Consider the following 19,168-nt stretch of genomic DNA (forward strand, 5'->3'; position numbering starts at 1 on the left):
AAACAGTATTAGCTTAAATCATGTTCCTGCTGATATCTTTATCAAAGTTAAATTAAACATCAAACAACATATCAACATTTTCCCTGACAAATCAGGCCAATAACAAGCACTACTCTCATTGAATCAAAACCTACCAAACTGCGAGTAAGTCTGATCAAAACTCTTTCATTTAGTTAAAACCAAACTCGTTTAGCATGAGTTATTTCAACTATCTGCTTTATAAAACATACCTATAACAAATTCGTATAAATTCAGAAAATTCATTACAAGCACCATATTAACATAAATAAATATATTATTACAAAATTTGCCCATCAATTTCAAACTCGACCTTATCTGAAATATTTTTAAATATTTCCATAAATATATTATTATCAAAATTAAGAGCAAGTATATAAAATATAACTATATAGCTTATAAATAAGATTCATCAAACCCCGTAAACGACTTAATGAAATTGCTGACTGGCCACATCCCGACAAGGTTGTAACAGCAAACGCCCTTGCCCACCATCCACACATAAATCACTGTTGCGGTCACGTAACTGCCGGCCAGTCAACAGCCAGTTATTTTCTCCATTTGGTGCACAGGAAACCATTCCCACTGCATTATTTCTTACTGCCAGACAGCGACCGTTCAGCCATACCTGCCCCTGATGGAAATACATAGCTTCACTGATTTCACCATCAGAACAAGAATCAAACATAACAGGCTGCCAAGCAGAATAAGCACCAGCAGGACGTAAACAGACACGTTCAACAGGACGTAAGCTAATACTAGAAGGACTAGGACGAACCGGCGGATATGGTAAAACAGTCGGATAATGCGGATAAGGTGATACTGCCGGATAAACCGGCGTATCCGTATAAATCACCGTTGCCCCTGCCGGTGCATCAATATGCACAGTTTTATTAATTGTAGTAGTTGATGATATCGGTAAATCAACGATAATATCGCGCTCGCCATGCCCTGAGTGATAAATTACTGCTGCATCGGCAACAGGCGCAAGTAAGAACAACATATCCAATACAATCACAGCAAGCCTTATTAGTGCCTGTCCAACCATCATCATCTCCTAATAAATAAACTTACCAAATTAACATTTCCGGATCTCCCAGCATTGGTGAATACGGGCATTACGAAAATCTTCCGGTAGCGTTTTTCTGGAAATATTTCTTATCTCATAACGCTGTTCTAAAGCAGAATTCAGCCTAAAACTACGCAAATTATTCGAAAAAAACAAAACTCCCTGTGATGCTAACAAACTCATAGCACCATCTATTAACTTTTCATGATCACGTTGAATATCGAGAATATCCAGCATTTTCTTGCTATTAGAAAAACTAGGCGGATCCAACATAATCAAATCAAACTGCTTTCTTTGCTCAGCAGCCAATTGTAAATATTGAAACACATCAGCTCGCACAATCTGATGTGCATGCATATCCAGCTTATTCAATTCAAAATTACGCCGAGCCCATTGCAGATAGGTATTTGACAAATCAACCGTTTCACTAGATAAAGCACCACCGGTAGCAGCATAAACCGAAAAACTGCCTGTATACGCAAAAAGATTCAGAAAACGTTTACCAGCAGCCATAGAACCAATCTTTTGGCGCGTATGACGGTGATCAAGAAACAAACCCGTGTCCAGATATTTATCCAGATTCACCCAAAAAGCTCGTCCATACTCATAAATTACAAAATCCGTACCATCAGCACCAGTTTTTTCATACTGCTCTTTACCTTTCTGGCGCTGTCGCCTTTTCAAATGAATATGCTCTCTGGGCAAACCTGTTACAAATACCACTGCATCTATAACCTCCGTCAGCCAGTCTTCATATTCCGATTGACGCATTAACCAACCAGTATCGTACTCCTGCAAATGAACATGGTCTGCATAAATATCTATAGCAAAAGGATATTGCGGTATATCACGGTCATACATACGCCATGCTTCCAAGCCTTGACGCTGTGCCCATTTGCGCAAATGTTTAATATTCTTGCCAAGACGGTTGACAAAAGCACCAATATCATCACTCATAAATAAAACTTTACATATCTGACATAATCACCATAACAGCCACATTGTAACGGAAAAAAACATTTAATACCCCTTACACCACAGAGCATTTTTTACAACCACCCAAGTATCAGCTTGCTTAAAAAATTAAGATATTTTATAATCACTCACATAATTTGAAGCCATCGTTGCAACCTGATTAAACACGGCGTGCTCAATTTTATTTTATTATGTAACGCCGTATACCAACATCCGCAGCAATGCGTCCGTTGCTTGGTTGTCGCCGATGTATAACATACCCAAACACACACGCTTACGACAACCAATTGCTAACTTTAATTATTTTCCTATTTGGTCTAAGCTAGCAACAATTCCCTGTAATCTAATTTCTTTTACAAACTAGATTATCACGTTTGGTTGATCGTTTTAACCAAAGGAAAATCATGACATTGTCTTTTTCAGATTTACATCTAGACAAACAACTTACAACCGCACTGACTGCCGCCGGTTATGAAACACCTACTCCGGTACAACTGGAATCAATCCCCGCCGTTCTTGACAATCAGGATCTCATGGTCTCTGCCCAGACTGGTTCCGGCAAGACCGCTGCCTTTTTATTACCTACTCTACAAAAACTGCTCAAACGTAGTGAGAAGACAGGTAAAGGTCCTCGAGCATTGGTATTAACACCTACGCGCGAACTGGCACAGCAGGTAGAAAAAAATGCCCAGATTTATGGCAAAAACATGCCATGGCTCCGCACAGTAACACTGGTTGGCGGTACTGCTTTCGGCCAGCAAATCCGTGCACTATCCCGCCCTATTGACCTGATTGTCGCAACACCGGGACGACTGATGGATCACATGCGTCAAGGGCGAATTGACTTCAGTCGTTTAGAAGTACTAATTCTTGATGAAGCAGACCGCATGTTGGATATGGGCTTCATTGAGGATATTGAAACCATTGTTGCCGCCACCCCTAGTGAACGCCAGACCCTGCTGTTCTCAGCTACGTGGGATGGCATGGTTGGCAAACTGGCACAGAAACTAACTCATCAGCCACAGAAAATTGATATAGCCCGCGAAGAGAAACAGGGCAAAATTGATGAACAACTGCTTTATTGTGATGATCTGCGCCATAAAAACAGACTACTTGATCATATTTTACGCGACACCAGCATTGATCAGGCTGTTATCTTTACTGCCACCAAAGCCATGTCTGAACAACTGGCTGATGAACTATACGAAAAAGGTTTTTCAGCCAACTGCCTGCATGGTGACATGCCTCAGGGTTGGCGTAACCGTACCCTGATGGATTTACGTAAAGGTCGAATTAAAATTCTGGTGGCAACTGATGTCGCTGCTCGAGGCATTGATGTACCTTCCATTACCCACGTTATTAACTATGATCTGCCCAAACAAGCAGAAGACTATGTACACCGCATCGGCCGTACCGGACGCGCAGGGCGTACTGGTCTGGCTATCACCTTTGCCGAAGTAAATGAGTACATCAAAGTCCATAAGATAGAGCGATACCTAAATCGTAAATTACCAGAACATACCATTCCTAACATGGAACCCACCCGCAAACGTTCAGGTAAAATAGCGAATAGAGGTCGCCGTTCTTCTGGCAGCGCCAGCAAAAATGGCAACTGGGGCGCAAACCGGCGCAAAAATGGCGAACAGCAGCCAAACCGCAGTCGTCAGCGCAGCAGTCAGCAAAACAGGCGTACTAACAACAGTCAACCTAAGTCTTAATTCTAATCAACGTCATTATATCAGGCAGCTACTGCTGCCTGAAATTCCCTCAAATCCGCCATTTTCCGGCCATCAATTATATTTAATTTTTAAAGGCAGCCTCAGATTACTGCCTTGCCAAAGTCTGCTATATCTTATATATTGTTAGTGAACAAACAAATAATTATGTTAAAAAACAATAATTGTACCCATAACTGGATCGGTATTATTGATCATTCAGCATAGGCTGTACATACAAGTTATAAATGACAATAGTTGGTGCGCAACACCGACAAGCGAGAAAGGACCTAATTATGCAACACCGTCGTAGACTACAGATTTTTCAGGCAGCCAAACGTGCTGCTTTCTATCAGCATGCTCAACCCGAAAATGGTAAAGAGCAAATGCCTGAAAATGAGAAAACTATTCACACTTTAGAACCTATTCATTCGTAAATCCGAATAGATTAAACAAAATTAAGCCATATCTGAATAGATATGGCTTAATTGCTAAATAAACCCTGTCTAACACTCAATTTAGGAATTAAAAGAGTTAAACGTCTCAACCATACTCAAAACACCAAATCAAATTAAACATCAACGGGCACATTAGCACCCATCTTTTTAATTTTAATAAACAAAACTATAAGTAATTTATAACCACAAAAAAGATAACTTAGCTGACGCAGCACACCTGATTTAATCCTTACTGGTCTCATACCCCGATTTGTGCGAAAATCCAATTTATTTATTGGGCGAACTACCATGTTAGACAGAGAAGGTTATCGCCCCAATGTCGGGATAATCATTACCAACGACCGAAACGAGGTTTTTTGGGGCAAGCGGGTACACGAACACTCCTGGCAGTTTCCGCAGGGGGGCATTAAGCCAGGCGAGAGCCCGGAGGCAGCCATGTATCGCGAATTGATGGAAGAAGTGGGTCTGTTGCCACATCATGTCAAGATAATTGGGCGCACACGTGACTGGCTACGTTATGATGTCCCTACGCATTGGATTAAGCGCGAATGGCGAGGTTCCTATAAAGGACAGAAACAGATATGGTATCTGCTACGCCTAACAGGACGAGAAACTGATGTGCATCTGCGCGCCACTCATCATCCCGAATTTGATGCTTGGCGCTGGCACCAGTACTGGGCACCAGTAGACGAAGTGATTGAATTCAAACGCAGCGTCTATCTGAACGCACTGCACGAACTATCGCGCTTTTTGCATGAACTGCCAAGCTGGACTGATTTTGTTCAAGCCCGCCAGAATCATGATGATAAATATTTACTGACTGAGTAAGCATTAGTTATCAACTCTGTACAGTAGTTCCTTTCCAGAGTATAAAACAGATACAAATTACCGAAAAAATAACCTTTTTACGGTAATTTGTTTTATATTGTCTTTGATGTATGTCTAAAAATAAAACTATGAGCAAATCCATAACTTATGATGAATCCAGCGTTACTGTTCTCAAAGGTCTAGCACCAGTCAAAGAACGCCCAGGGATGTACACCAGAACGGACAGTCCTACCCATATTATTCAGGAAGTTATTGATAATGCTGCTGATGAAGCACTGGGCGGCTATGCACAGAATATTGATGTCACCTTAAATCAGGATGGTTCTGTTACCATCAGAGACAACGGCCGTGGCATTCCTACGGGACTACACCCAACCGAACATGTCCCCGTCGTTGAATTAGTATTCACCCAACTTCATGCCGGTGGCAAATTCAACAAAAAAAGCGGTGATGGTGCCTATGCCTTTTCAGGTGGTCTGCATGGTGTCGGGGTTTCCGTAACCAATGCACTGTCTTCACGTCTGGAAGTTACCGTTAAAAGAACCGGAAAAATTTATCATATCGTTTTTGCAGATGGCGACGTTATCCAACCACTATCAGTAATTGGCAAATGTGCCAGCAAAGACAGTGGCACAGAAGTTCGTGTCTGGCCAAATGGAAAGTACTTTGATAACCCGCATTGCAATCTGGCCGAACTTGAACGCTCGTTACGTGCTAAAGCTGTTTTATTGCCAGGAGTCAATGTTACCATCACCCGTTATCTCAACAATAGTGATGAAGCACAAACCCAAAACTGGCATTACCCAAATGGCCTGAAAAGCTATTTACTGGATTTACTGGGTGATACCCCAACCGTAACTCCGATTTTTGCTAGCGAAAACTATCTAAATACTAATCATGAAACCGAATTCAATCCGGGCGAAGGTGCTGGCTATGCACTAACTTGGGTAGAAGAAGGTCACGCGCCAAGTGAAAGTTATGTAAACCTGATTCCCACCGCAAACGGTGGTACTCACGAAAAAGGACTAAAACAGGCTGTTTACCACGCTGTAACCAATTTTATTAGCCACCACAATCTGCTTCCGCGTGGCGTAAAATTACAGCCGGACGATGTTTTTTCGCGAGTAGCCTTTGTTCTTTCAGCCCGACTACTGGATCCGCAATTTCAAGGACAGACAAAAGACGCACTGACCAGCCGTGATGCCAAAAAACTGGTTGATACCATTTGTAGTGATCCATTAGAGTTATGGTTAAGTCAAAATATCGATACCGGTAAAAAAATTGCTGAATTAGCCATTCATCAGGCTCAAGCACGTATGCGTTCAGCCAAAAAAATAGAAAAGAAAAAAGGTTCAGGCGTAGCAGTTTTACCGGGCAAACTCACCGATTGCGAAAGTGAAGATATTCGCGAAAACGAACTTTTTCTGGTCGAGGGCGATTCTGCCGGTGGCTCAGCCAAACTAGCACGTGATAAAAATACGCAGGCCATCCTCCCCTTACGCGGCAAAGTCTTAAACAGCTTCGAAGTCCATCGTGATCAATTATTTAGCAATGCTGAAATTCACGATATTTCAGTAGCTATTGGCGTTGATCCACATGGAAAAAATGACACTCCTGATTTATCCGGTCTTCGTTACGGCAAGATTGCAATATTATCTGATGCAGATGTAGATGGCGCCCATATACAGGTACTGTTACTTACTCTTTTCTACACTCATTTCCCAAAACTGATTGAGGCCGGTCACATCTATGTCGCTCAGCCACCCCTATTTCGCGTAGATATTAATGCTCAAGGAAAAACCAAACCCGCACGAAAAATCTATGCTCAGGATCAGGCAGAGCTTGATAGCATTCTAAAACGACTACAACTGGAAAAAATAAAAGAAAGTGCATACACCATCAGCCGGTTCAAAGGTCTAGGTGAAATGAATCCAGATCAGCTTAAAGATACCACCATGAATCCGGATACCCGCTGTCTGCTACAAGTCCATATTCCGGATCAGGACAACAACGATACCCAGAATATATTCATCAAACTAATGGGTAAAGGAGAAGCAGCCTCACGACGCGTCTGGATGGAAGCTGAAGGTGATAAAGTAGAAGCAGATATTTGATCCAAATACCAATCACATAAATGCTCCATTAATACCCTAAAATCCGCTTTAGGTACAGTATTAGCCTACAAGACAATTGTTTATTCACTACAGGTTGTTATCTAATTAACAACCTGTCTTAATTATCTGGTTTCAACTCCATTTTCTTTAGCCTTAACCCTCTTTGAGCAGATAAAAATATTTCCTTTTACTCACAATTTTCTGGATCACCAAATCAACTATCAGCCTAATTCACCAAAGTGCGCCCAGATACAAATTAATGTTGCCTCGAATTTATACGTTATTGTAAATTAATAATCGTCAAAACTTCCGAATACAAAATTTTGATTCAATCAACCTTACAAATACCAACCAGGATTTTTAAACCTCAATCCAGACAGTTAGTTATCTTCAGATTAGACACATAATTTGATTAATATCAAAATTTCACTGATAGTGTAACTATATTCGTCATAATAGGTTTTTCAAAATGTTATAATGTAATTTTATGCATAAAATTTGCATGACAACTCTAAAGATAGTACCCAAACGTAACAGAAATAAGTCAATAAAAATAAGATATTGTAAATAATATAAAAATTTTTAATAAAGATAATTAATAAAATTTAATAACATTTTTTGCAAAAAAACTTACCAATCTCTATAATTGTTACGGTTACAGTCAATTTTTAGAGGAATTTTCATGAAATATGATTTTATCGAAAGCGTGTTAAAAAATCTGAACAGCACTCCTGACATTACTTCTTCAGCTGTTATTTCAACAGATGGTTTGCCAATTGCTTCTGCATTACAAAGCGGTATGGATGAAGACCGTATTGGTGCAATGGCTGCTGCATTACTGTCTTTGGGTAACCGTTCTGCAAAAGAAGTCCTGAAAGGTACTCTGGATAACACCATCATTCATACCGACAAAGGATATATGTTATTGTTTCAAGCATCTGAAGCCATCTTATTAACCATTACCACTACTCATGAAGCCAAATTAGGTTTGATTCTGTTTGAAGCCAAACGAGCCTTGAAAGAGCTGGCCGACCACTTTGAGTAATAATCAGTTTACTTGATCGGAAACGTGCTATACCATTTAAACCTCCGATCATGAAAATTTGTAATTACTTGTTTTATTGACATTTTTACAAATAGTGCACAATATTGAATAGATCTAATCAGAATATCCAGTATTGCCGCTAATCCAGATTCCTTCTAAAAATCTGGCTGGATCTATGTCAGACTAGCTTGAAACAAACGAAAATTGACCTAATTGCATGAAAGGGCGTTTAAATGTTTATACAAGTTAGTAAGTTAAAACATCGCGCTGCTATATAGTGGATAATTATTGCTTTATCCCAATTATGTGCACATTCAGAATGTTTGTAGTACCAATTAATATATAAGACCAAGAATAAGTTAGACTGCCGTACTTTTACAATAACACTCTGAAATATATCTCGTTAAATACACTCATCCTTTATGAGATTAAACCGAAATTGAAGGACAAATAATATGGATATGAGTCGTTGGATTCAGCCAAAACCAGAGAGCGAATTTTCTGAGCATAAAGTTAAACATTATCAACAGGATGGGGAATCAACCGTATACGTCACCAATCAGGAATTTCCTTATCCGGATGGTGCTCTGATTGTATCCCGTACAGATCTTGATGGTATTATCACTCATGCAAATGATGTGTTTGTTGATATCAGCGGTTGGACCCGCGATGAAATCATTGGTGCACCACATTGCCTGTTACGTCATCCCGAAATGCCTAAAGCACCTTTTGCCGACATGTGGGCTACTTTACAAAGGGGCGAACGCTGGTATGGTTATGTGAAGAATCTGCGTAAAGACGGCGGTCACTATTGGGTATATGCTACTGTAATTCCCAATTTACGTCAAGGAAAAGTAATTGGCTACAGTTCAATCCGCCGCAAACCAAGCCGTGAACGGATTAACGAAATGTCTGCCTTGTATGCAGAAATGTTGAAAAATGAACAGGAAGGAAAATAATATGCTGAGTTTAATGGTTGTACCCGATTATTTACCTGATCAGTTCAGCACTTGGTATTTGCTCAACAACTACCTGCAAAAGCAAAGTGACCAGAATATTTCCTTGCTTATGCCTCCTTCATTCGATGAAGTAACCGCGCTGCAAGAAAAAGAAAAAGTATCTATGCTTTTCGTTAACCCCTTTTCAGCCGGTAATTACGTTCGCGAACAGGGATATTTACCACTGGTAAAACCAAAAAATAAATCAGATGAGATCGTTATTGTTACGGCTGCTGATTCTGATATCAATGCCATTGAAGATTTGAATGGCAATGTGGAATTAGCACTTTCACACAATGAAGATGCAAATTTTATCGGTTTACGCCTGCTAGAACCAGCCAATCTGAGTGATGATGAAATGGTTATCAAGCGCAAAGATAACTTTCTCATGGTAGCTTCTAGCGTAATACGCCATCAGGCTCAGGTTGGGATAGTTCAGGCGGATGTATATGATAGCTTCAACTCAGTTACTAAAAATCAGTTGAAAGTTTTACTGAAAAGCCGGATTAACGAAGTATCCCATGTCATGTTATATCATCCGGATGCTGCTGCACAGGCTGAGCCACTGAGAGAAATACTGTGTAAAATGGCAGATAATCCTGATGGGGCTGGTATTGTAAAAGCTTTAAACCTTCCAGAAGGCTTTGCTGAATTATCAGTAGAAGATATGGAATTTATGATTGACGTTGTAGATACAATGCGAATGTAATTTCCCTAGCCCATATCAACCCGTGTTATCCCAATCAAAGATAACACGGGTTGTTTTATCTGTTCACCAGATAAAACAAGTCAAAAGATTTTTATTCGCTGCAGAACAGCAGAATTAAAGATATAGCTTCAATAAATCTATAAAATCTGGCCATGTAGTGAAATATTATATATTTCATTTTGATATTGATATTTTTCAATTGATTTTATGCATGAGATAAAGCTATTTTATTTGAAACAAAAAAACTCTTTATAAATTTAAACAGTTAGAGTAAAAACATTAACCATCTCTCAACATAGATAAAGTGCTTAACTTCTAAAATTTGATTTCTCAAAAAAAGCGCATTTAACCACCATTAAAAATCAGTTATATTAATTTATTATTCCTGACTTATAAATTATACATACACTTGTCACGACTTACGTATTTCTGTTAACAGATCAAAGCACTACATCATTCTGCTATAATGAAAAAACCACCATCAATAAATAGCAATTATGGCTACCGCTCATAACAATAAACCATCACGCTTTCTGCCCATATTATTGGCAATAGCCATCTTTATGCAGCAACTGGATGCAACAATTCTGAATACAGCCCTGCCCTCAATGGCCGCCGATTTAGGACAATCACCATTGAACATGCAATCGGCTATTATTGCGTATGCACTCACATTAGCCATCATGATGCCTTTATCTGGTTTTCTATCCGACAAATTAGGTACACGTAAACTTTTTATGGGCTCTATGATTATATTTATTATTGGATCTGTCTTGTGTGCAGCCAGTAATAATCTAACTCTCTTAGTACTGGCCAGAATTATTCAGGGATTGGGTGGAGCCATGCTGACACCGGTAGCCCGTTTAACCATGATGCAGGCTTACGAGCGCTCCAAACTGATAACGGTTATGAATTATGCCATTATGCCCGCCCTTATTGGACCGGTACTCGGGCCGATTATTGGCGGTTATCTTGTCGAATACACTAGTTGGCACTGGATTTTTCTGCTAAACGTACCCATAGGGCTGCTTGGATTGCTGGCTACTTGGTACATCATGCCCGATTTTAATCATTCGTCCAACAATTATTTTGATGGATTAGGTTTCTTTCTGTTTTCAGCCTCTGCTTTTTGCATGACTCTGACCTTTGAAACTATGTCACATGCAAATAATGTACTTTTTGGTTGCATGATGGCTATTGCAGGTATCGGCGCACTAATCGCCTATGTAGCACACGCGCGCCAGAATAATCGTGCACTATATCCCCCTCATTTAATTCTGGTACGTACCTTTCGTCTGGGGCTGGCTGGTAACTTAGTTAGCCGTCTGGGAATGAGTGCTTTACCACTATTATTACCGTTATTATTTCAGGTTGCCTTTAACTATGATGCAGTCAACTCAGGCTGGCTATTGATGCCACTGGCTCTTGCTGCAATATTTGCCAAACCATTTTTGAAGCCATTAATGAATCACTTCGGCTATCGCAATATACTGGCCTGGAACACTCGTATTATTGGCATATTGATGATGTCACTGGCGCTTATCAGCGCCAATACGCCACAATGGCTGATTCTATTGCATTTGTGCATTCTTGGTGCATGTAACTCATTACAATTTACCGGTATGAATACCATTACACTGGCTGATTTACGTCCCAATCAAGTTAGCAGTGGTACCAGTCTGATGGCAGTTAACCAGCAGCTAGCACTGAGCTTTGGCATTGCTATTGGAGCATTACTGTTACAAAGTTTCAGTCATTCCAACTTTATCAATCACAATATCACCTCAGCCTTTCGCATCACCTTTATTATTCTAGGCATATTTACCATGCTTTCAAGCTGGATATTTGCACGTTTACACGCGATGGATGGTGAAAATCTGCTCACAAGGAAAAAATAAATACTATTATATAAATTTTTTATTATTCAATAATTAACAACAGATACGCAGTTTTACCCAGCTATTCTAGAAAACAAGACAGAATTATTCATATCTAGTTTTACTAAAATACAGTCTCAAGCAAATTAATGAGATCCCTTTCAAACATAAAAATAGTCCTGTGCTTAATTTTATAATCAATTGATTACGAAATTAAGCACAGGACTAATGTATATGACTGCCAAAAAATTTAGACAGCCTTTTTAGCACATATCAATTAATGCGGAATATCATCGCTTAAATATACCGCAGGTTCGCTTTTATCGTGTGGTAACAACAGATTCAAAATAATTGCCACAATTCCGCCCATACAGATCGGATTCTGAAACAGAATGGGCAGCTGAGCAAAAACTTCCGGTTCAAATGCTACTCCTAATCCAAGACCCAGTGATGTAGCACAGATAACTGCTTCACGGCGACGAATCCCGGCAGTGATAATAATCCGTATCCCGGCAGTCACAATCAGACCAAACATAACTACCATCGCGCCGCCGAGAACCGGACTGGGAATCGTGGCGAAAACGGCACCTACCCAGGGAAATAATCCGAGTATAACCAGAATTACTGCAATATATTTGCCAACATGTCGTGAAGCAACACCAGTCATCTGAATCACACCATTATTCTGAGCAAATGTAGTTAATGGCAAAGAACCCAGAGCAGTAGCAATCACTGAAACCAGACCATCAGCCATTACCCCACCACGCAGACGACTTGTGTACGATGGTCCGTCTACCGGCTGATTGGAAATCATGGCTGTAGCAGTTAAATCTCCAACTGCCTCAAATACACTTAATAAATAAATTGTGCTGGCTACCATGAATGCATGCCAATCAAAAGCAAAACCATACTTAAATGGGATCGGAATGGTAATCAGAGGCAAGTCATGCAGATTAGAAAAATCAACAATTCCCATAAATATGGCAATTACATAACCGGATATCAACCCCACTGCAATACCAGCCATACGCCACCATGCATTTTTGAAGCAATTAAATAGCAGTACAGTGAATAGCACAAATGTAGACAATGCCAGATTCGACCATGACCCGAAAGTATGATTAGCCTTGGCTGAAAGACCGCCGCCAAAATCGGTAATGCCAACATGAATCAGGCTCAGACCTATCATCAGAACCACCACTCCGCTTACTGTGGGCGTAATGATTTTTTTCAGAAAAGGCAATAACCATGATGCGCCAATTACTAAAAAGGCGCCTACAAAAGAGACGCCCAGCAAAGTAGAAATCATGGTATTTTCGTTCATCCCGTTTTCTTTCATGCCCAACCCAAGCGCAATCATCACGGTAACAAAAGAAAAATTAACTGATTGAATTGATAACAGCCCCGAACCAATCACACCAAATCGGTGTACCTGAATATACGTTCCTACACCTGAGGCAACCATAGACATAGACACCAAATAAGCAGTCATGTCTGCTGGCAGTTTTAAAGCACCGCCAACCACCAGAGCAGGTGCCACCATTGGCACAAAAAGAGCAAGTAAATGGGTTAATGCACTGAGCAAACCATTAAAAACAGGAGGTTTTTCCTCCAGACCATAGACCAGATCAGAGTGTTCATTTTGTATACGAACAGAGGAATTGTCGGCCATGTCATCCTTCCTTATTTGCTTTATGCATGTGTTAAATGAATATAAAGCAGCGTATTTTAAGCGAAGCAGTGACATTTAATCCAGATCAAATTATTGAGCAATAGAATCTTTAACACAACCAAACCACTTTTATCAAAAATAGTTTGATAATAGGCTGTTTTCCATCAAAGGAAAAAATACGCTACAATCATCACATTTTTAGCTCACCTGTAAAGGGTAGAAATATGTTGACAGGCAGCCTTGTTGCCATCGTAACGCCTATGCATGCAGATGGCAGTATTGATTATGAACAATACAAACAGCTTATTGACTGGCACATCGAATCTGGTACCGATGCTATTGTCGCTGTAGGAACCACTGGCGAATCAGCTACTCTCAGTGTTGATGAACACCTGACAGTTATCAAAACTGCGGTACAACACGTAGCTGGGCGCGTTAAAGTAATTGCTGGTACAGGTGCCAATAATACGCATGAAGCGATTTATCTGGCTCAGCAAGCACAGCAGTCTGGTGCTGATATGACATTATCAGTAGTGCCCTACTACAACAAACCCAATCAGGAAGGTATATACCGTCATTTCAAAACCATTGCTGAAGCCGCCAGTATCCCCATGATTCTATACAATGTACCTGGCCGTACTGTTGTCGATATGCAACCGGATACTGCTTTACGGTTAGCACAAATCGATAATATCGTAGGTATTAAAGAAGCCACTGGGAATATTAGCCGTGCATGTTATTTACTTAAACATGCACCTGAAAACTTCGCAATATATTCAGGAGACGATCCCACTGCCATGGCATTCCTGCTATGTGGTGGTCATGGTGTCATCAGTGTTACCGCCAATGTGGCACCAAAAATGTTTGCAGATATGTGTCATGCAGCCCTACGTGGTGACATTGCCAATGCACGCACTTTGAATGACAAATTACAGCGCCTGCACGGTGATCTTTTCTGTGAACCGAGCCCGGCACCAACTAAATGGGCTTTATCGAAACTGGGCAAAATCAGCCCAGTGTGTCGCCTGCCAATTATCGAACTATCTCCTGCTGGACAAGCTACAATACTGGCTGCCATGCAAGATGCCGAATTAATCTAAATACACAAGCCAACATTGCCATAGTAATGCATACAGAAAGTGGCCGATATGAATATAAGTAAAACCGTCGTTCTGACTCTGCTGGCAGCAAGCCTTGCTGCCTGTGCCAGCAAAAAAGAAAGCCTGCCCAAACTGGATTATCAGTCAGATAATAAAAAAATTGTGCAGCTAGATGTGCCACCAGACCTGACTGATCCGAATCAAGGCAATCGTTTCAGTGCACCGGGTAGTTCACTGATTAGTGGCGCGGTACGTGCCAGCGATATGAATAAAACTGCTAGCAAAAATCAGACCAATGCCAATAATCAGGTTTTGACACAAGTATCAGGTATTCATTTTCAGCGTGATGGTAGCATCCGCTGGCTGACCATTGACAATAAACAGGCTGCGGAATTATGGCCTTTGTTGAGAGCATTCTGGCAGGAACAAGGTTTTACTATTGAACGTGAAGAACCAGCAATCGGCTTAATGCAAACCAACTGGGCAGAAAACCGTGCCAAACTGCCTTCAGATGCCATCCGTGGCATATTTGAAAAAGTAGGTCTGGGAGGTATTTATTCCAGTGGTGAACGTGACATGTTTACTATCCGGCTGGAGCGAAACAGCAAAGGTGGTACCGATGTATTCTTCAGCCAGAAAGGCATGAAAGAAGTCTATACCAGTAAGGATCGAGACAGTACTGCATGGCAACCTCGTCCGAATGAGCCTGAGCTGGAAGCTGCATTTCTGGCACGTTTCATGCAATATCTAGGCGCAGATGCTAAACAGGTACAACAACTGGTAGCAGCCCAGAAGCAAAATGCGAATGAAAATACACTGGCAAAACTAGATGGTAATAGCGTTTATCTGTTAGGTTCACAAGAACGCAACTGGCGTCGTGTAGCACTGGCTCTGGATCGTATTGGCCTAAATGTCATCGACGAAAACCGGAATCATTATGCTTATCTGGTTGAAGTAGCAGCTGCTGAAGCTTCTTCTGTTTCCAATAAAAAACCGGGATTATTTAGCCGTATGTTTGGACGCAGTAAGAAAACCGAGCAACAACCGCAGCTCAAACAACAACCACGTTTAGTCGTGCTGGTACAGCCACTGAAAGATGGTGGCACACGTGTCAGTCTGGCTAATGAAGATGGTACGCCTTATTCTGGCAAAGATGCTAATAAATGGATTCAGCAACTGGATCAGCAATTGCGTTAAGATGAAAGCCTGCTTATGCAGGCTTTTATTTTTCCATACTCAACAATCAGGCACATATCCAGTATCCTAATAACATTCATAATTTCAATTATTTAAGCAAATAAACAGCAAAAAACATATTTACCTCATGCCGCAATACAATTGATCTTGCAAATAGTCTGTGAACACAGTCATTCAGACACTGCACCCTCTAGCAGCAGCATATTAATAACCTGACTCTGGTTATCATCCCTGCTACTTAAAATGGCGACTTAATACACTGAAATAAGAATAACTGATATAGCTGTACAAATTCAGTAAAATCTTATTTATACGAATTTGCTCTGGTAAATTGAAATTCAGATAATATTTAGATATTTAATAGTATAAAGCATGGTTGTAGGATCAATCAGCTTTGATTATTTTCAGCATCACAATCAAATGTTTTCTGGCCAGTATGAATATTTTTCGGGTTAAAATATTATTTTTAGCATTTATAACCCGATACTTAATATATATGTTTGGGATGCAAATAAACGGTTGATACTAACTTTAAATACTGATATTAAAATGCCAAATATGAAAAAACTGATTATAAATTATTGTTTTCTAGCAATGACGGTGATTACCAGTCTCGTTATGGGTACCATCTTCTTTGCCGATATACGTTATCCTTTGTGGTACAGTATTTGCTGTTTTATCATTGCTGCCATTGGATTGATAATAATAACACCATTTACGATTAAGCTAATTAAAATCAGCCGGAATTCAAATTAATAACCAGCAACTGCAAGCAAAAATTCATTCATAGCTAAAGAATAGATATTGATTAAAGTTTTATTGTAAAATAGTGAAAATCTTACAAGACTGATTTTCATTAATAGCCTTCTTCTTAAAGGGAACAACACTAATGAAAAAACTGATTATTATCTATATTGTTACATCATTACTATTTATGGCATTCATCAATATCGGTTTTTTACTATATCGAAATGAACACCAGCTTTCTGCTTATAGTACAACATGTTTTATTATTAGTTTTATTATTGCAATTGCTGAATTACCATTAACCATCAAAATAGCCAAAATGAGGCAGAATAAAGAACAGACACCAGATAGCACTACAGATTTTACATCGCTTGGAAAAAAATAAATTTTTACATCTGAAAATACGAATGAGTATATTGAATTGAAGAAACTGTATCTCATTTAAATCCGGATGATAACTAATGATTAATTCATTTTATATTCTGTTTCATTCTGAAAACCATAATCTGCTATAAACTATAGGGATTTACCTGATTACTATAGCCGGCTTCAAGCCATACCATTTATTTTTGAACATGCCAATATGACTAAACTCAAACTGTTATTACTCATTCTGGCTTCATGTACCTTTATGTTTATTGGCTGGGTGGTACTAGGCTGTTATTATTGGGTGCATCAACAGCACACTATTACGATAATTTGCTGTTTACTTGCTTTTGTCTGTGCGCTGGGACAATTTGCAGCGTTGGCATTTACACTACGCGAACGCGCCTGCCAGCAAATGTATCAGACCTTATCCTCTAACGATATTAATCATGAATAAAATTGTTCTTGCCAGTAATAATCAAGGCAAACTGGCTGAATTCAGTCGCCTGTTTAGATCATTGAATATAGAAATTGTGCCGCAGTCGGTTTTCAACATCACCGAATGCCCAGAACCCTATGTGACTTTTGTAGAAAATGCACTGGCTAAAGCTCGACATGCCAGCCGCCATAGCGGGTTACCAGCACTGGCCGATGATTCCGGTATTTGTGCCAATGCCCTGCATGGCGCTCCCGGCGTACATTCTGCTCGCTATGCGGGCACAGAGCCAAAATCTGATGCCGCCAACAATGCCAAACTGGATGCCCAACTGCGCCAAAGTAGTGACAAAAGCGTATTTTACGTGTGTGTACTGGTACTGGTGAGCCATCCAGACGACCCACAGCCACTGATTGCCGAAGCAAACTGGGCAGGACTATGGCAGTCATCTGCTGCCGGAAATAATGGCTTTGGCTATGACCCACATTTCTATTTACCTGAACAGCAATTAACCGCAGCACAAATGAGTCAGGAAGAAAAAAACCGCATCAGCCACCGAGCGCAGGCTCTACATATTCTCATGGCAAAACTCCAGCAACAATACGGCCTGAATTCTAATGCCTGAGTATCCTGTTTTATTACAAACACCACAGAGTTATTCTCCACATCTGTCCAGCTTACCGCCATTGTCGCTGTATATTCATATACCATGGTGCATCCGTAAATGCCCGTATTGCGATTTTAATTCGCATCAGTTGAAACAAGAACTGGATGAGCAGGCCTATATTGCAGCTTTATTAACCGACCTGGAAACGGAGCTACCCTATTTCTGGGGCAGACCGGTGCATACGATTTTTATTGGCGGTGGTACCCCCAGTCTGATTTCAGCAGCCGCTTTTGAACAATTATTAAGTGGCATTCGCGCTCGGGTAAATCTGTTACCAACAGCAGAAATTACACTGGAAGCAAATCCGGGCACATTTGAACGTAATCGTTTTGCCGGCTTTGCGGCAGCCGGCATTAACCGCCTGTCAATCGGCGTGCAAAGCTTTGCCGATGATAAGCTGACTACACTCGGACGTATTCACAGCAGCAATGAAGCCCTCAGTGCAATTGAATCTGGCTTAACTTTGTTTCCAAAAGTGAATATAGATTTAATGTATGCTCTGCCCAGCCAAACGATCAAACAGGCAGAAGAAGACATTCAGACAGCCATTGCAACCGGTGTACAGCACATCAGTGCCTATCAGCTTACTCTGGAGCCGAATACACCGTTTGCCCATACACCCCCGCCATTATTACCGGATGATGACCATATCGTTGATATCGAAGAAACCGTGCACACAGCATTACAGCAGGCCGGATTTACTCGCTACGAAACTTCAGCATTTGCTCAACCGCAACAAGAATGCCAGCACAATTTGAATTACTGGCAATTTGGTGATTATATCGGTATCGGTGCAGGAGCACATGGTAAAATCTCAACAGCTCAGGCAATTGAACGTACAACCCGTAGTCGGCATCCCAAAGATTATTTGCAGGCCATGCAGCAGCAACCACAGCATGCCATTACTCGTCGACAGGTATCGGTACAGGATTTACCATTTGAGTTTATGCTCAACGCCCTGCGTTTGACTGCCGGTGTGCCTAGTACATGGTTTAGTGAACGTACCGGCCTGCCTTTGGCTTCAATACAGCATACCATTAATGAGGCGGTTGAACGTGGTTTGCTAGATACAAATCCACTGTATTTACGCCCCACTGCATTGGGACGCAGTTTTTTGAATGATCTACTGGCTTTATTTTTAAAGTCTGATATCTGATAACCTTTTTTTCTTTAAAGC

The 19,168-nt window shown here is 40.5% G+C and carries 17 protein-coding genes; 14 read left to right on the plus strand and 3 right to left on the minus strand.

All coding sequences use genetic code 11. The features are described 5' to 3' along the window. Window positions 1–448: 448 nt before the first annotated feature. The gene (locus J6578_RS06850) at window positions 449–1,072 is read right to left on the minus strand and encodes a ricin-type beta-trefoil lectin domain protein (RefSeq protein ID WP_287954181.1); all 624 of its coding nucleotides are present in this window, start codon (window positions 1,070–1,072) and stop codon (window positions 449–451) included. A gap of 24 nt (window positions 1,073–1,096) precedes the next feature. Then, a complete protein-coding gene (locus J6578_RS06855; protein WP_287954182.1) occupies window positions 1,097–2,044 on the minus strand; it encodes a class I SAM-dependent methyltransferase in 948 nt (315 codons plus the stop codon). A gap of 422 nt (window positions 2,045–2,466) precedes the next feature. On the opposite strand from J6578_RS06855, the gene J6578_RS06860 reads away from it, so the two are divergent. The 8 genes from J6578_RS06860 to J6578_RS06895 all read left to right on the plus strand — a co-directional run bounded on the left by J6578_RS06860 (window position 2,467) and on the right by J6578_RS06895 (window position 11,827). After that, complete coding sequence (locus J6578_RS06860) at window positions 2,467–3,780, plus strand: DEAD/DEAH box helicase (RefSeq protein ID WP_093091659.1); 1,314 nt, start codon at window positions 2,467–2,469, stop codon at window positions 3,778–3,780. A 293-nt stretch (window positions 3,781–4,073) separates the two neighbouring features. Beyond that, window positions 4,074–4,214 (plus strand): hypothetical protein, encoded by a 141-nt coding sequence (locus tag J6578_RS06865; protein WP_176715055.1) that lies wholly within the window; start codon window positions 4,074–4,076, stop codon window positions 4,212–4,214. Between the two features lie 309 nt (window positions 4,215–4,523). After that, the gene (locus J6578_RS06870) at window positions 4,524–5,063 is read left to right on the plus strand and encodes an RNA pyrophosphohydrolase (protein ID WP_037407743.1); all 540 of its coding nucleotides are present in this window, start codon (window positions 4,524–4,526) and stop codon (window positions 5,061–5,063) included. Between the two features lie 128 nt (window positions 5,064–5,191). After that, window positions 5,192–7,177, plus strand: a complete 1,986-nt coding sequence (locus tag J6578_RS06875) for a DNA topoisomerase IV subunit B (RefSeq protein ID WP_287954194.1) — start codon at window positions 5,192–5,194, stop codon at window positions 7,175–7,177. Between the two features lie 682 nt (window positions 7,178–7,859). Next, the gene (locus J6578_RS06880; protein ID WP_093091657.1) at window positions 7,860–8,222 is read left to right on the plus strand and encodes a roadblock/LC7 domain-containing protein; all 363 of its coding nucleotides are present in this window, start codon (window positions 7,860–7,862) and stop codon (window positions 8,220–8,222) included. A gap of 455 nt (window positions 8,223–8,677) precedes the next feature. Further along, entirely contained in the window at window positions 8,678–9,181 is a 504-nt protein-coding gene (locus J6578_RS06885) for a PAS domain-containing protein (RefSeq protein WP_239365172.1), read from the plus strand. A 1-nt stretch (window position 9,182) separates the two neighbouring features. Then, window positions 9,183–9,929, plus strand: coding sequence for a PhnD/SsuA/transferrin family substrate-binding protein (locus J6578_RS06890; protein WP_037407753.1), 747 nt, complete (start codon window positions 9,183–9,185; stop codon window positions 9,927–9,929). A gap of 497 nt (window positions 9,930–10,426) precedes the next feature. After that, the gene (locus tag J6578_RS06895) at window positions 10,427–11,827 is read left to right on the plus strand and encodes a DHA2 family efflux MFS transporter permease subunit (RefSeq protein WP_093091655.1); all 1,401 of its coding nucleotides are present in this window, start codon (window positions 10,427–10,429) and stop codon (window positions 11,825–11,827) included. Window positions 11,828–12,083: 256 nt separating this feature from the next. Here the strand turns inward: J6578_RS06895 and J6578_RS06900 are convergent, their stop codons facing one another. Next, window positions 12,084–13,478: a nucleobase:cation symporter-2 family protein gene (locus J6578_RS06900; RefSeq protein WP_093091653.1), complete on the minus strand. Its 1,395-nt coding sequence runs from the start codon at window positions 13,476–13,478 to the stop codon at window positions 12,084–12,086. A gap of 224 nt (window positions 13,479–13,702) precedes the next feature. On the opposite strand from J6578_RS06900, the gene dapA reads away from it, so the two are divergent. The 6 genes from dapA (at window position 13,703) to hemW (ending at window position 19,147) form a co-directional block, all read left to right on the plus strand. Next, window positions 13,703–14,578 carry a 4-hydroxy-tetrahydrodipicolinate synthase gene (gene dapA, locus J6578_RS06905; protein ID WP_239423590.1) on the plus strand — a complete coding sequence of 292 codons (876 nt, stop codon included), beginning with the start codon at window positions 13,703–13,705 and terminating at the stop codon, window positions 14,576–14,578. A gap of 48 nt (window positions 14,579–14,626) precedes the next feature. Next, window positions 14,627–15,775: an NlpB/DapX family lipoprotein gene (locus J6578_RS06910; RefSeq protein ID WP_093091649.1), complete on the plus strand. Its 1,149-nt coding sequence runs from the start codon at window positions 14,627–14,629 to the stop codon at window positions 15,773–15,775. 889 nt (window positions 15,776–16,664) lie between these two features. Further along, window positions 16,665–16,907 (plus strand): hypothetical protein, encoded by a 243-nt coding sequence (locus J6578_RS06915; protein ID WP_239365181.1) that lies wholly within the window; start codon window positions 16,665–16,667, stop codon window positions 16,905–16,907. A 198-nt stretch (window positions 16,908–17,105) separates the two neighbouring features. Next, complete coding sequence (locus tag J6578_RS06920; protein ID WP_143557918.1) at window positions 17,106–17,345, plus strand: NGO_0222 family membrane protein; 240 nt, start codon at window positions 17,106–17,108, stop codon at window positions 17,343–17,345. Next, window positions 17,335–17,949 carry a non-canonical purine NTP pyrophosphatase gene (locus tag J6578_RS06925; RefSeq protein WP_287954195.1) on the plus strand — a complete coding sequence of 205 codons (615 nt, stop codon included), beginning with the start codon at window positions 17,335–17,337 and terminating at the stop codon, window positions 17,947–17,949. Before J6578_RS06920 ends, J6578_RS06925 begins: the two co-directional genes overlap by 11 nt. Next, window positions 17,942–19,147, plus strand: coding sequence for a radical SAM family heme chaperone HemW (hemW, locus tag J6578_RS06930; protein ID WP_287954183.1), 1,206 nt, complete (start codon window positions 17,942–17,944; stop codon window positions 19,145–19,147). Before J6578_RS06925 ends, hemW begins: the two co-directional genes overlap by 8 nt. Window positions 19,148–19,168: the final 21 nt, after the last annotated feature.

The organism is Snodgrassella sp., assembly GCF_024103505.1.
Lineage (GTDB): Bacteria > Pseudomonadota > Gammaproteobacteria > Burkholderiales > Neisseriaceae > Snodgrassella > Snodgrassella communis.